12 protein-coding genes are annotated in these 13,349 nt (G+C 72.8%); 7 read left to right on the top strand and 5 right to left on the bottom strand.

Going from position 1 to position 13,349, the window contains the following annotated elements:
- The first annotated feature begins 26 nt into the window (after positions 1 to 26).
- The 3 genes from WFI16_RS01170 (at position 27) to WFI16_RS01160 (ending at position 1,496) form a co-directional block, all read left to right on the top strand.
- Complete coding sequence (locus tag WFI16_RS01170) at positions 27 to 272, top strand: BolA family protein (RefSeq protein WP_419895955.1); 246 nt, start codon at positions 27 to 29, stop codon at positions 270 to 272.
- 11 nt (positions 273 to 283) lie between these two features.
- Positions 284 to 622 (top strand): Grx4 family monothiol glutaredoxin, encoded by a 339-nt coding sequence (gene grxD / locus WFI16_RS01165; RefSeq protein ID WP_419895954.1) that lies wholly within the window; start codon positions 284 to 286, stop codon positions 620 to 622.
- Positions 623 to 701: 79 nt separating this feature from the next.
- Complete coding sequence (locus WFI16_RS01160) at positions 702 to 1,496, top strand: hypothetical protein (RefSeq protein WP_419895953.1); 795 nt, start codon at positions 702 to 704, stop codon at positions 1,494 to 1,496.
- Between the two features lie 21 nt (positions 1,497 to 1,517).
- Here WFI16_RS01160 and WFI16_RS01155 read toward each other — a convergent pair whose 3' ends face one another.
- The 5 genes from WFI16_RS01155 to rpsD all read right to left on the bottom strand — a co-directional run bounded on the left by WFI16_RS01155 (position 1,518) and on the right by rpsD (position 9,231).
- On the bottom strand, positions 1,518 to 2,852 hold the full coding sequence (locus WFI16_RS01155) for an MATE family efflux transporter (RefSeq protein ID WP_419895952.1): 1,335 nt from the start codon (positions 2,850 to 2,852) through the stop codon (positions 1,518 to 1,520).
- Positions 2,853 to 2,912: 60 nt separating this feature from the next.
- Entirely contained in the window at positions 2,913 to 3,635 is a 723-nt protein-coding gene (locus WFI16_RS01150; protein ID WP_419895951.1) for an aspartyl/asparaginyl beta-hydroxylase domain-containing protein, read from the bottom strand.
- Between the two features lie 436 nt (positions 3,636 to 4,071).
- Positions 4,072 to 5,856, bottom strand: a complete 1,785-nt coding sequence (locus WFI16_RS01145; RefSeq protein WP_419895950.1) for an SLC13 family permease — start codon at positions 5,854 to 5,856, stop codon at positions 4,072 to 4,074.
- Between the two features lie 88 nt (positions 5,857 to 5,944).
- The gene (locus tag WFI16_RS01140; protein ID WP_419895949.1) at positions 5,945 to 8,401 is read right to left on the bottom strand and encodes a hypothetical protein; all 2,457 of its coding nucleotides are present in this window, start codon (positions 8,399 to 8,401) and stop codon (positions 5,945 to 5,947) included.
- Between the two features lie 212 nt (positions 8,402 to 8,613).
- A complete protein-coding gene (gene rpsD, locus WFI16_RS01135) occupies positions 8,614 to 9,231 on the bottom strand; it encodes a 30S ribosomal protein S4 (protein WP_419895948.1) in 618 nt (205 codons plus the stop codon).
- 257 nt (positions 9,232 to 9,488) lie between these two features.
- Here rpsD and WFI16_RS01130 point away from each other — a divergent pair, with 257 nt between their 5' ends.
- The 4 genes from WFI16_RS01130 (at position 9,489) to der (ending at position 13,257) form a co-directional block, all read left to right on the top strand.
- Positions 9,489 to 9,701 carry a hypothetical protein gene (locus WFI16_RS01130; protein WP_419895947.1) on the top strand — a complete coding sequence of 71 codons (213 nt, stop codon included), beginning with the start codon at positions 9,489 to 9,491 and terminating at the stop codon, positions 9,699 to 9,701.
- A gap of 121 nt (positions 9,702 to 9,822) precedes the next feature.
- Positions 9,823 to 10,473 (top strand): tetratricopeptide repeat protein, encoded by a 651-nt coding sequence (locus WFI16_RS01125; RefSeq protein WP_419895946.1) that lies wholly within the window; start codon positions 9,823 to 9,825, stop codon positions 10,471 to 10,473.
- A complete protein-coding gene (locus WFI16_RS01120) occupies positions 10,473 to 11,813 on the top strand; it encodes an outer membrane protein assembly factor BamB family protein (RefSeq protein ID WP_419895945.1) in 1,341 nt (446 codons plus the stop codon). Before WFI16_RS01125 ends, WFI16_RS01120 begins: the two co-directional genes overlap by 1 nt.
- A gap of 106 nt (positions 11,814 to 11,919) precedes the next feature.
- Entirely contained in the window at positions 11,920 to 13,257 is a 1,338-nt protein-coding gene (der, locus tag WFI16_RS01115; RefSeq protein ID WP_419895944.1) for a ribosome biogenesis GTPase Der, read from the top strand.
- The last annotated feature ends 92 nt before the right edge of the window (positions 13,258 to 13,349 follow it).

Raw genomic sequence — 13,349 nt, 5'->3', positions numbered from 1 at the left:
AGACGAGACGGACAGGAGAGCCCCGCATGGCAATGCCCGCTGGCGAGATCGAGGCCCTGATCAAGGCGGCCCTGCCCGACGCCCAGGTCACCATCGAGGACCTGGCCGGGGATGGCGACCACTACGCCGCCACCGTCGTCTCCGAGGCCTTCCGCGGGCGCTCGCGGGTGCAGCAGCACCAGCTGGTCTATGCCGCCCTGCAGGGTCGCATGGGCGGCGCGCTGCACGCCCTCGCCCTGCAGACCTCCGCCCCCCCTGCCGGTACCGTTTAGGAACAGCCGCGATGAGCAACCCCACCTTCGACCGCATCCAGGCCGAGATCACCGAGAACGCCGTGGTCCTCTACATGAAGGGCACCCCGGTCTTTCCGCAGTGCGGCTTCTCGGCCCGCGCCGTGCAGATCCTCAGTCACGTCGGCGTGCCCTTCAAGGGCGTCAACGTGCTCGAGGATGGCGAGCTGCGCGAGGGCATCAAGTCCTTCACCAACTGGCCGACCATCCCGCAGCTCTACGTCAAGGGCGAGTTCGTCGGCGGCTGCGACATCCTGATGGAGATGTTCCAGAACGGCGAGCTGACCGCCCTGCTCGACGAGAAGGGCGTGCCGCACCAGGCCGCCGCCTGATGCTGACCCGGGCAGGGGTGGCGCCACGCCAACCCTGCCCGCCGTCACGGGTTACGTCACCAGTTCCGGAAAGGCGCCGATGACCCGCAACGACCTGCGTACCCTGCTGAATATCGCCCTCCCCCTGGCCCAGCCCCTGGTCGGCGCCATGGCCTCGGTCTTCGGCATCGGCCACACCCAGGCCGAGATGTCCGCCCGCAGCCAGACCCCGGTGGTCCCGGCGGGCTATGCCTTCTCGATCTGGGGCCTGCTCTTCGCGCTCAGCATCGCCTGGGGCATCTGGCAGCTCCTCCCCTCCATGGGCCGCGATTCCGAGCCCGCCCGCCGCCTCGGCTGGCCGCTGGCCGCGACCTTCGCCGGCTCGATCCTGTGGATGGTGCTCAGCCAGCTGACCGAGAATGGCTGGCACCTGGTCGCGGTGATGCTGCTGGTGCTCGCCGGCAGCCTGACCGCCTTCCTGGCCAACCGCCGCCTCGACCACCGCACCGGCGCCTCGCCCGGGGTGCAGCGCTGGCTGATCCGGCCGCTGGTCGGGCTGCTGGCCGGCTGGGTCTCGGTCGCGACCTTCGCCAATATCGCCGGCGCTGCCCTGGTCAGCGGCTTCTTCCCCGGCCAGGGCGCCGGGCTGACCGTCGCCGCCGTGCTGATCCTGCTGGCCTGCGGCGGGCTGGTGCTGACGGTGCTGTGGATCGCCCGCGGCTCGCCCTGGTATGCCGCCGCCGTGGCCTGGGCGCTGGTCGCCATCCTCTATGCCAACACGGCCGGGCGCGACCTGAACATCGGCGTGGCGATCACCGCCGTGGCGCTGCTCGCGGTGGTGCTGGCGATGGCCTGGCAGCGGGCGCGGATGCCGCTGCCGGCGCAGGCCCGATAAGGCGGCTCGGCGACGCCGGGCTCAGGAGGTAGCGGCCGCTCGCTCCTGCCACACCCCGGCCCGCACCGAGGCCGCCGTCACCAGCCCATAGGCGGTGATCCCCAGCGCCACGGCGAGGAAATACCCCTCCATCCCCATGCCGGCGCCGGCCAGCAGCCAGCCGCCGCCGACCGCGATGCCGAAGCGCGACAGGGCGGCGACCAGCGGCCAGCGCATCTTCCCCGCCCCCATCGAGGCGAAGTAGAGCGCCATGCCCAGGCCGAAGCCGCCGAAGGCCGGGCCAGTGAAGGACAGGGCGCGGGCCGCCAGCGCCTGCACCGCCGGATCCGGCGTGAACAGCCCGGCGAAGAGCGCCGGCATCAGCCCGACCGACAGGCCGAGCGCGCTGGCCACCAGCAGCGCCATGCCGCCGCCGGTCCAGGCGATGCGCCGCGCGAGGGGCCAGTCCCCTGCCCCGGCCGCCCGCCCGACCAGCGCCGTCAGCGCCGAGCCGACGCCGAAGACCAGCGGCACGGTCAGGAATTCCAGCCGGGCCGAGATGCCATAGGCGGCGACCGCCACCGGGCCATAGGCCGAGAGCTGCAGGGTCACCAGGACGGTGGTCAGGTTGGCGATCGCCGCCAGGCCGCAGGCGACCAGGCCGACCGAGAGGATGCGGGAGAACAGCGCCCGCTGCGGCCGCATCCGCAGGCTCGGCATGAAGCCGGCGCCGCCGCGCAGCACCACCACCGCCATGGCCAGGGCCGCGCCCCAGAAGACCAGGGCGAAGCCGATGCCGAGCCCGGCCAGGCCCAGCCCCAGCGGCTCGGCCAGGGCCCAGCCGAGCAGCGGGAAGCCCAGCCAGGCGACGGTCAGCACACGGGCGGCCAGGGCATGGCGGCCGCCGCCGCGCAGCACCGAGGCCAGGGTATTGGCCAGCCAGGCCGGCAGCGCCCCGGCGCCGAACAGCCACATGGCATAGGGCGCGGCGGCCTCGGCCACCGCGGCGCCGCCGACCAGGCCGAGCAGCGCCCGCGGGAAGCCGGCCAGCAGGAGGGCGAAGAGCAGCCCGGCGGCGATGGCGATCAGCAGCGCATGCAGCACCAGGGAAGAAGCCTCCTCGTGCCGGCCGGCACCGAGGGCGCGCGCGATGGCCGATGCGACGCCGCCGCCCATGGCGCCGGCCGACATCTGCTGCAGCAGCAGGGAGAAGGGCAGGACGACAGCCCAGCCGGCCAGGGCGGCGGTGCCCTGGCGGGCGGCCAGCACCGTCTCGACCAGCTGCGCCCCGGCCTGCAGCACCGCGATCAGCGTCGTCGGCGCGGCCAGCGCGCCGATCCGCCGCAGCAGCTCGCCGCGGCCAGGCTGTTCACCCATGCATCCGTCTCCCATCCCCGGCCGCGACTATCGGGCCAGAAGGGGAGACGGGCCAGAGGGTCAGTTCAGCAGCGGCGCCGGCGGCACATGCACCGGATGCGAGACGTTCAGCGGGTTGCGCAGCACCAGCCCCGGATCCGGGTAGTAGTCGACGAAAAGGTTGATCCGGTTGGCGCGGCCCTTGTTCTTCACCGAGTGCCGCACCCGGTTGTTGAAGTCATAGGCGTGGCCCTTCAGCATGGTGAACTTGCGGCCGTCGATCTTGTACTCGACCGAGGGCGTGCTGCTCAGCGAGATGTGGATGCGGTGCGCGCGCGCCGCCATTGGCTGGCCGTCGACATGCGGCGCGATGCTGCCGCCGCCCTTCAGCCGGACCAGGGCCAGACGCGTCACCACGCCGCCCGGCCGGTAGAGCGGGGCGATCGCCTGGTCGATCACCGGCTGCAGCACGTCGCGGAATTCCAGCCAGTCCGGCATGGTGTAGACCGGCCAGAGGTCGGTGTCCTCGCGGCCGATCGGCATGAAGGGGGCGTGGTCGACGCCGCGCTGCCGGGCCCAGACCCAGACCAGGTCCTCGAAATGGCCGAGGCCGGTGGCGCTGGCGGAAGGGTGCCACTCGGTCTTCATCAGGATGTTGTCCGTCGCCGAATGCACGCCCGAGGCGAGCACGTCGCGGCGGAAATTGTTCCCTGTCCAGTCCTGCTCGGTCAGGGTCGCGATGCGGTCGAGCAGCCCGGCCACCTCGACGGTGCCGAGGTCGCGCAAGGGCACACCGATATCCATGACGTTCTTTCCCCACCCCCGTGGCGGTCCCGGCCGGCGTTGTCGCGGCACCGGCGGAACCGTTGCTGTCACAAGATCTTCAAGAATTCAGACCAGTCACCGCCCAGGAGAATCCGAGTATTCGGCCATGGCGGATTTTCGCGAGCCAAGCGCTCCGCCGCGAAAACCTCGAATCAAATTACTGTTCTAAAAGGAATTTCATTCACTTCCACCCGCCGCCAGGCATGCGGCAGGGCTCCGTGGCACCGCCACGGATTTACATAGGTTTAAGAATCGGATTCTTCGAACGGCGCTGATTTTCTTGCGATCGCCTGCTTGGCCGAAAGCAGCGCGACGAGACAGCCCGGTTTGGCCGATAGTCGGTATCAGCCTGGATGATGGTTGGCCGAGCGACCCATGACGGACCGGTTTCCCGGCGTGACCAGGGGCCTTCCGGTCAGCCCCAGACCAGCATGATCAGCGGCGTGGCAATGCCGAGGCAGAGCAGCGCCAGCGGCGCGCCGAAGCGGGGATAGTCGGCGAAGCGGTAGCCGCCGGGCTCCATCACCAGGGTATTCGACTGGTGGCCGATCGGGCTGAGGAAGGTGCAGGAGGTGCCGAGGCAGACCGCCATCAGCATGGCATCCGGCGCGACGCCCGCCGCCTCGCCGAGGCCGAGCGCCAGCGGCGCCATCAGCAGCACGGTCGCGTTGTTGGCCATGATCTCGGAGAGCAGCATGCAGGCCAGCATGGTGGCGCCGACCAGCGCCCAGCCCGGCAGCGCCGCCGCCGGGCCGGCCAGGCTGTCGACCAGCAGCTTCAGCGTGCCGCTGCCCTCCATCGCCTGGGCCAGCGGGAACAGCGCGCCCAGCAGCACGATCACCGGCCAGTCGATCGCGCCATAGGCGGCCTCCGGCGTCACCACGCGGCAGACCAGCATGGCGGCCAGCACCATCGGAAAGGCGATATGCGCCGGCACCAGGTCGAACAGCACCAGGCCGATGCCGGCGAGGAAGAGGAACCCGGCCAGCAGCGCCTGGGAGGGGCGGCCCAGGGTCAGGCCGCGCTCGGCCAGCGGCAGCAGCGACAGCGCCTGGAAGGCGGCGGCGCGGCGGTCGCGCGCCACCTGCAGCAGCAGCACGTCGCCGCTGCGCAGCCGGATCTCGGCCATGCGCTCGGCGACGCGGCGGCCCTGGCGCGAGACCGCCAGCAGGTTCACCCCGTGCTGGCTGCGCAGCCGCAGCGCCGCCGGCGACTGGCCGATCAGCGCCGAGCCGGGGCGCAGCACCGCCTCGACCGCCTCCAGATCCTCGGCGACCAGGGCGCGCAGGCCGGCCAGCGCCGTGTCCTCCTCCGGCTTCGCCCCCTCGGCCAGCGACAGCGCGGCGGCCTCGACCAGGCTCTTCAGCGCCTCGGGCGCGCCCTGCAGCAGCAGCACGTCGCCTTCCTGCAGCCGGATATCGCCGGACGGCGCCAGGCTGCGGGCCTCGCCGCGGAACAGGCCGACCACGGTGACGTCGCCCTCCCCCATCTCCTCCAGCAGCCGCAGCGGCAGGCCGACGGCGCGGCTCTTCGGGCCGAGCCGCGCCTCGGCCACGTAGTCGCCGGCGGCCACCTCGGGCTGGCCGCCGTCGCGGCGGCGCAGCAGGCGGGAGGCGAAGACAAGATAGGCCAGGCCGACCAGCGCCACCGGCAGCCCGACCCAGGCGAAGTCGAACAGGGCATAGGGGCCGAGCTCGGTGCGCTCGCGGCGGATCGCCGAGATGATCAGGTTGGGCGGCGTGCCGATCAGCGTCACCAGCCCGCCCAGCACCGAGCCGAAGGCCAGCGGCATCAGCGCCCGCGAGGCGCCATAGCCCTCGCGCCAGGCATTGCGCAGGGCGACCGGCATGAACAGCGCCAGCGCGCCGACATTGTTCATGAAGGAGGAGAAGCCGGCGCAGAGCCCGGTCTGCACCGCCACCTGCAGCCGGGGCCGGCCGCGCATGCCGCCCAGGTGGCGCAGCAGCAGGTCAACGGTGCCGGCCGATTGCAGCGCCTTGCTGATCGCCAGCACGGCGGCCACGGTGATCACCGCCGGCTCGGCGAAGCCCAGGAAGGCCTGCTCGGCATCGGCCTGGCCGGTCAGGACCAGGGCCAGCAGCAGCAGCAGCGCGACGAGGTCGTAGCGTAGCCAGGGCGTCATGAAGCCGGCCAGGGCCAGCAGGGTGAGGCCCGAGACGATCAGCTGGTCGGTGGTCAAGGCAGGCTTTCCCCGGCGGATGCGGCGCCGGCATAAGCTGGCTGCCCCACCGACAGTTGCGGCACGTTGCGCGGAGCAGGCCCGCCGTTCAGCGGCCCTTGCGGATCATCAGCCCGATCGAGGTGGAGACGAAGCGCCGCAGCTCCAGCTTCAGATGCGGCTTGCCCTCGGCCGCCAGGAAGGGCGGCAGGTCGATCACCGCGTCCAGCTCGCTCTCGCCCGGGTGCAGGTTCAGCGGGAAGACCTCGTGCCCGGCGGCATGCATCCGCGCCAGGAAGCCCTCGATATCCGGCTTGCGGTAGATCGAGCAGCCGGGATGCTCGAAGGTCGCCGTCTCCGAGCTCAGGTTGAACTCGGTGGTGTGCACGGCCAGGCCGCCGGGACGCAGGCAGCCGAGGCTGGCCTCGATGAAGTCCAGCCCGTGCCGGAGCGAGCCCAGATGCTCCAGCGCGCAGGCCGACCAGGCGATGTCGAAGCCGGCGAGGTCCCCGGGGATGGCGTTCATGTCGACGCCGCGATGCGACACCCGCTGGATGAACTGCGCCTTCGGCAGCAGCTTCGGCCGGTGCAGCGTCATGACGTCGGCGCTGTGCTGGCCGCCCTGCGCCCAGCCCTGCGCCACCTGCAGCTCCAGCGGCGCGTCGGTGGCCAGCACCTGCAGCCCGGCGGCGGCCAGCGCCGCGGGCAGCGGCTCCCGACCGGTGCCGAAGCCGATGGCGCGCAGCCCCGGCTGCAGCAGTCCGGCCTCCTCGATGGCGGCCAGGATGTAGCAGAACTCCCAGTTCTTGCGGTGCCGCCGGCCGACCTGCTGCATGCCGAGGCGGGTCGCCAGCCGGGCATAGGCCGGCTCCTCGAACTGCGCCGCGGTGCAGAGCTGCGACACCGGCCGCGCGATGGAGGGCGGCGCGAAACGGTGCGGCAGCGCCGGGTCGGCCGGCGGCCGCAGCAGGAAGAGCGGCATGCGGAAATGGCTGCGCTCGGTGTCGGGCGGCGGCGCCGGCTCGGCGAAACGGGCCACCGGCAGGTCGGGGAGCGCGACCGGCTCGGCGGCCGCGGCGGCCGGGGCGGACGGCGCCGCGGCGGCGCGCGGCAGCAGCCCGCCGGCGCGGCCGCTCAGCCGGCGCCAGAGCTTCGCCCAGCCGGGCTCGGGCCGGCCGGCCTCGGCGGCCAAAGCGCGCAGCCGCGCGGCATAGGCGCGGCCATGCGGCGTGCCGGCGAGATCCGCCCTGCCCGTCGCCGGCTTCGCCTGCCAGACGACGAAGACGGCATTGGCGAAGACCGCGACCGCCGCGGCCGGCAGCCGCTGCCAGAAGTCCAGATGCTCGACGCGCAGCCGGCCCTTGTGCGCCACCACCCAGTCGTAGCGGGCGGCGGCCTCCGGCAGGTCGGCCAGGCCGGCACCGCCCAGCAGGCCGCTCCACAGCGCGCGCGGCGCCAGGACGCGGTCGCCGGGGCGGATGCGGCCGGCCAGGAAGGCGGCCACCTCGGTCCAGGCCGGGTCGTCGGCGGGCGGGCGGAAGCGGGCGCCGGCCGGGAAGGCGGGCCGCAGGCCGAGCCGGGCCGAGGCCTCCCAGAGCGAATCGAGCTCGGCTTCGGCGAGGTCGGCGGTGGCGGTGCTCGAGGACATGGCGGCGCCTTTCGGATCGCGCAGCAGATCGGCGGCGGGGCCGCGCTGGCCCCGCTCCAGCAGGGCATGGGCCAGCTCCAGCCGCAGCAGGCCGGAGCGCTGCCCCTCGGCCAGCGCCTGGCCGAGCAGGCGCAGCGCCGCCTCGGGCCGGCCGCGGCCGCGCAGCCGCGCCGCCATGCCGGCCAGGTAGTCGGCGCTGCGGCGGCGGCCCTGGCGGCGCAGCCGGCGGGCGGAGGCGGCGTCCGCCGTGGCGCTGCGGAGCGCCCGGGCCAGCAGCCCCTCCAGCAGGCCGGACTGCCGGGCGAAGCGCAGCGTGTCGGCGCCGGCGGCCGGACAGGGCACGGCGCGGCAATCGCCGCTGGCCTCGATCAGCGCGGCCTGGCGGCGGTCCTCGGCCAGCAGCGGGTCGAAGAACAGCAGGACGCGGCCCTGCAGCTCCTCCGGCCGGACGCGGACGCCGCGATGCAGCCAGGCCTGGTAGTGGCGGCGCAGCTGGTGGCCCTGCAGCCCGCCCAGCATCTCGGGATCCATCGAATAGGGGGCGGAGAAGGCCAGCGTCAGGTCGGCGCGCAGCGCGGCGGCATGGCGCAGCGCCGCATGGCCGCCCATGCCGGCGCCGAGCAGCACGACGCGGCGGTGCTGCGCCGCCAGCGCGCGCAGCGCCGGCAGCAGCTGCGCCATCTCCTCGGCGCGGTACCAGCAGCCGCGATAATCGACCAGCGTCACCAGGCTGGCGCCGAAGCCGGCCAGGAAGGCCTCGTCCCAGGGGCCGCGGCGGGCGCCGAGCGGGGCGAAGGCGATCAGCAGCACGCCCTCGCCCTCAGGCTGGGCGGCCGGGCGGTGGAAGGCGGCGATGCGCCCGGTATCGCCGAGCAGCCTCGGCTTGGGCGTTGCGTCGAGCAGTCGGGTCTCGGCCATCATGTCCGGGCGGGCGGTCGGGGTGACGCACAGGCTATAACGGCCGCGCAACCTTGCCCAGGCGGCCAGGCCACTGAAATCCCAAATCAAGCCGAAGCGTGGCCTTTGAGGCACAGGCAAAAAAAGGGGGAGAGCCGATGGCCCTCCCCCCCAGATATCGAGCGCGGCGGGTGACCCCGCCGGCGTCGGTCAGCGCGAGTAGAACTCGGGAATTACCGCGAGTAGAACTCGACGACCAGGTTCGGTTCCATCTGCACCGGGTAGGGCACGTCCGACAGCTTCGGGGCGCGCAGGAAGCGGCCCTTCATCTGGCGGTGGTCGACCTCGAGATACTCGGGGACCTCGCGCTCGCCGGACTGGGCGGCGTCGAGCACCGCGACCAGCTGCTTCGACTTCTCCTTGACCTCGATGACGTCGTTGTCACGCACCAGGTAGGAGGGGATGTTCACCTTCTTACCATTGACCGTGATGTGGCCATGGTTGACGAACTGGCGCGCGGCGAACGGGGTGATCGCCAGCTTCAGGCGATAGACCACGGCGTCCAGGCGGCGCTCCAGGATCTCGATCAGGTTCTCGGAGGTGTCGCCCTTGCGGCGCACGGCCTCCTCGTAATACTTGCGGAACTGCTTCTCGCCGATGTTGCCGTAGTAGCCCTTGAGCTTCTGCTTGGCCATCAGCTGCACGCCGAAGTCGGTCGGCTTCTGCTTGCGGCGCTGGCCGTGCTGGCCGGGGCCGTACTCGCGCTTGGCGACCGGGGACTTGGCGCGGCCCCACAGGTTCACGCCGAGGCGGCGATTGATCTTGTACTTGCTTTCCGCGCGCTTCGTCATGCGGCGGGCTCCTTCTTGTTATGACCCGCTCTTTGAACGGTGTCGCTGATGTCCCGGTAGTCCCGAGGCGGGCAGCCAAGGGCGGGACGCAGGACGGGCCTGCATCCGCTTTCCCGGAAGGGAGCGCGCCTTTAGCGGCAGCGGCCGACGCTTGTCAAACTTTCGCGCCTGTCAGACCGTCACACCTGCCGGGCGCTGGCGTTTTGTCGAAGCCCGGCGCTTGTCAAAGGCTCGGCCCAGGCCCTACTGCGAATCCCATGGTGACACGCTCGGACATCCTGATCCTGGGGCTGACCGCCGGGGTGACCGGCAGCCTGGTCGGCGGCCTCATGCTCGGCATCGGCCTCGGCCTGGTGGTGAACTCGGTGCATGCCGGCTGGGTCCTGGTCCTGCCGGCGGCCCCCGTCAGCGGGCTGCTGGGCTACTGGATGGCGCGGCGGCTCGCCCGCAGGCTGCCGCCCCTGGCCTGAGCGGCGCCGGCACGGCTCGCCGCCTGTTGTGCGGGAAGAAATTCCCAGCCCTTAACGTGGCGCTTCCCGCCCGCTATGGTCCGCGCCGCTTTTCACGCCGCCTTGGAGCTGGAACCGGACCTTGCCGGATATCTTTGACGAAGTGCAGGAAGAGCTGCGGGCCGAGCGCGCGCGGCGCTTGGGCGTCCGCTACGGCGGCCTGCTGGCCGGCATCGCCCTGGTCGCGCTGATCGGCATCGGCGGCTGGCAGGGCTGGCGCTGGCACCAGGAGCGCCAGGCGCTGGCCGCGGCCGGCACCTATCTCGAGCTCAACCGCACCACCGAGGCCCCGGGCGCCGACCTGAAGGCCGCCGGCGTCGCCTTCGCCACGCTCGGCGAGCAGGGTCCGGCCGGTTACAAGCTGCTGGGCGACCTGCGCGCCGCCGCGCTGCGCGCCGAGACCGGCGACCGCGACGGCGCCCTGGCGCTGTGGAACCGGGTCTCGGCCGACACGGCCGTGCCGCAGCTCTATCGCGATCTGGCCAGCCTGATGTGGGCGCTGCACGGCATCGACACGCAGGATCCGGCGGTGCTCGCCGCGCGGCTGGGCCCGCTGGCGCAGCCGGGCAATGCCTGGCGCGCCTCGGCGCGCGAGCTGCAGGCGCTGCTGGCGCTGCGCCAGGGCAACAAGGCGGAGGCGAAGCGCGACCTCGAGGCGCTCGCCGCCGATGTCACCGCGCCGCGCGGCCTGCGCGACCGCGCCGGCCGTCTGGCCGCAGGATTGGGGGTCTGATGCAGGGCAGGAAAGTCTGGACACGCCGCGCCACATTGCTGGGCGCGTCGGGTCTGCTGAGCGGCTGCGGCCTGCTCGACATCTTCGGCGAGAGCAAGGACCGCCTGCCGGGCGTCCGCCACTCGATCCTGGCGGCGCAGCGCACGCTGGTGGCCGATGATTCGCTGGCCAGCCAGCCGCTGACCCTGCCGGCGCCGAGCGCGCGCACGGAATGGCCGCAGCCCGGCGGCGGCGCCGCGCATGACGCCGGCCACAACGCCCTGGGCACTTCGCTGCGCGAGGCCTGGCGCTCGTCGGTCGGCACCGGCAGCTCCTATCGCCGCCGCATCACCGCCGGTCCCGTCATCGCCCAGGGCACGGTCTTCGCCGCCGATGCCTATGGCGTGGTCTCGGCCTATGACCTGGCGAGCGGCGGCCGCCGCTGGCGCTTCGACACCCGCCCCGAGGATGACAGCACCGGCGCGGTCGGCGCCGGCTGCGCCTTCGCCGACGGCACGCTGTATGTCGCCACCGGCATGGCCGAGATGCTGGCGCTCGACCCGGCCACCGGCAAGCCGCGCTGGCGCGTCAAGCTGCCCGGCCCCACCCGCGGCGCGCCGACCGTCGCCAATGGCCGCGTCTTCGTCCCCGGCATCGAGAACCAGCTCTTCGCGGTCTCGGCGGCGGACGGCAAGCGGCTGTGGAACCACCGCGCGCAGACCGCCTCGGCCGTGCCGCTCGGCCTGCCGGGCCCGGCGGTGTCGGAGGACTTCCTGGTCGCCGGCTTCCCCTCGGGCGAGCTGCTGGCGATGCGCCCCGAGGATGGCCGCGTGCTGTGGAGCGAGAGCCTGGCCGGCCAGGGCCGCGGCGGGCTCGGCGACATCGCCGGCATCCGCGGCCTGCCGGTGATCCATGACGGGCGGGTCTATGCCATGGGCATGGGCGGCACCTCGATGGCGGTCGACCTGCGCTCCGGCCGGCGGCTGTGGGAGCGCGAGGTCGGCGGCACCGAGACGCCGGTGGCCGCCGGCGACTGGCTGTTCCTGATCGGCGCCAATGGCGACCTGATCGCCCTGGCGCGCGAGACCGGGCGGATCCGCTGGATCTCCGAGCTCAACGCGCCGCCCGAGGGCAAGGAGAAGAACGAGAATCCGGCGACCTTCGGCACCCCCGTGCTCGCCGGCGGCCAGATCATCCTGCCCTCCAGCAAGGGCGAGGCGCTGCTGATCGACCTGCAGACCGGCAGGCCCGCCGGCCGGCTGCGGCTGCCCGGCAGCACCACGCTGCCGGCGGCGGTGGCCGAGGGCGTCCTGGTCTTCCTGACCGATGACGGCGACCTGGTCGCCTTCCGCGGCGCCTGATTCCGACCCGTTCCGCCCCGGCCAGCGGCCGGGGCGGCGCAAGCTGGTCTTCCATGCGCGACATTCTGTTTCGCGCCAGCGCGTTCTGCTTTAAAGCCCGCGCATCATGCTCCCCCGTATCGCCATCATCGGCCGCCCCAATGTGGGCAAGTCCACGCTGTTCAACCGCCTGGCCGGCCGCAAGCTCGCCATCGTGGACGACACGCCCGGCGTCACCCGCGACCGCAAGGAGACCGAGGCCCGGCTCGGCGGCCGCAACGTGCTGCTGCTGGACACGGCGGGGCTCGAGGAAGCGCCGCCCGACACCATCGCCGGCCGCATGCGCGCCAGCTCGGAGATCGCGGCGCGCCAGGCCGACCTGGTGCTCTTCGTCATCGACGCGCGCAGCGGCATCACCCCCTCCGACCGCGCCTTCGCCGCCTGGCTGCGCCGCCAGCCCGCCCCCGTCCTGCTGGTCGCCAACAAGACCGAGGGCCGCGGCGGCGGCATGGCCGCCTACGAGGCCTATGAGCTCGGCCTCGGCGACCCGGTCGCCATCTCGGCCGAGCATGGCGAGGGCATCGCCGACCTGCACACCACCGCGGCCGAGCTGCTGCCGGAGGAGGAGGACGAGGATGCCCGCGGCCGCGACAACCGGCCGCTGCGCATGGCCATCGTCGGCCGGCCGAATGCCGGCAAGTCGACCCTGCTGAACGCGCTGCTCGGCGAGGAGCGGATGATCACCGGCCCCGAGCCCGGCCTGACCCGCGACGCGGTGGCGGTCGAATGGACCGACGAGCATGGCCGCATCCGCCTGGTCGACACCGCCGGGCTGCGCAAGAAGGCCCGCATCATCGAGAATCTCGAGCAGATGTCGGTGGGCTCGACCATCGCCGCGCTGAAGGAGGCGGAGGTCGCCATCCTGGTGCTCGACGCCCTGCTCGGCCTCGAGGAGCAGGACCTGCGCATCGCCCGCCTGGCCGAGCGCGAGGGCCGCGCCGTGGTGATCGCGCTGAACAAGTGGGATGCGGTCGAGGACCGGCCGGCCACCCGCCGCGCGCTGGACGACGTGCTGACCGCCTCGCTGGCGCAGCTCAAGGGGGTCAGCGTCGTCCCCCTCTCGGCGCTGACCGGCAAGGGCGTCGACCGGCTGATGCCGGTGGTGCGCCAGACCATGGAGCGCTGGAACAAGCGCGTGCCCACCGGCGAGCTGAACCGCTGGTTCGAGGCGGCGGTGGCCAAGCACACCCCGCCGCTGGCCGATGGCCGCCGCATCAAGCTGCGCTACGCCACCATGCCGAAGGCGCGGCCGCCGACGATCGCCATCTTCGGCCCGCGCGCCGAGGACCTGCCGGAGGATTATCGCCGCTACCTAGTGAACAGCTTCCGCGAGGCCTTCGACATGCCCGGCGTGCCGATCCGCCTGCATGGCCGCGGCGGCAAGAATCCCTTCGCCGAGGAGTGATCCTGCCCATCGCGTCCGAAGCCCCCTCGCCTTCCGGCCGCCAGGCACCAGGATGCCGGGCACCAGGATGCCGGACGCCGGGATGCCGGCGC

Source organism: Roseomonas sp. USHLN139 (assembly GCF_037145735.1).
Lineage (GTDB): Bacteria > Pseudomonadota > Alphaproteobacteria > Acetobacterales > Acetobacteraceae > Pseudoroseomonas.
Note: the sequence above shows the minus strand (reverse complement) of the source record. Positions and strands in the feature narration are given on the sequence as shown.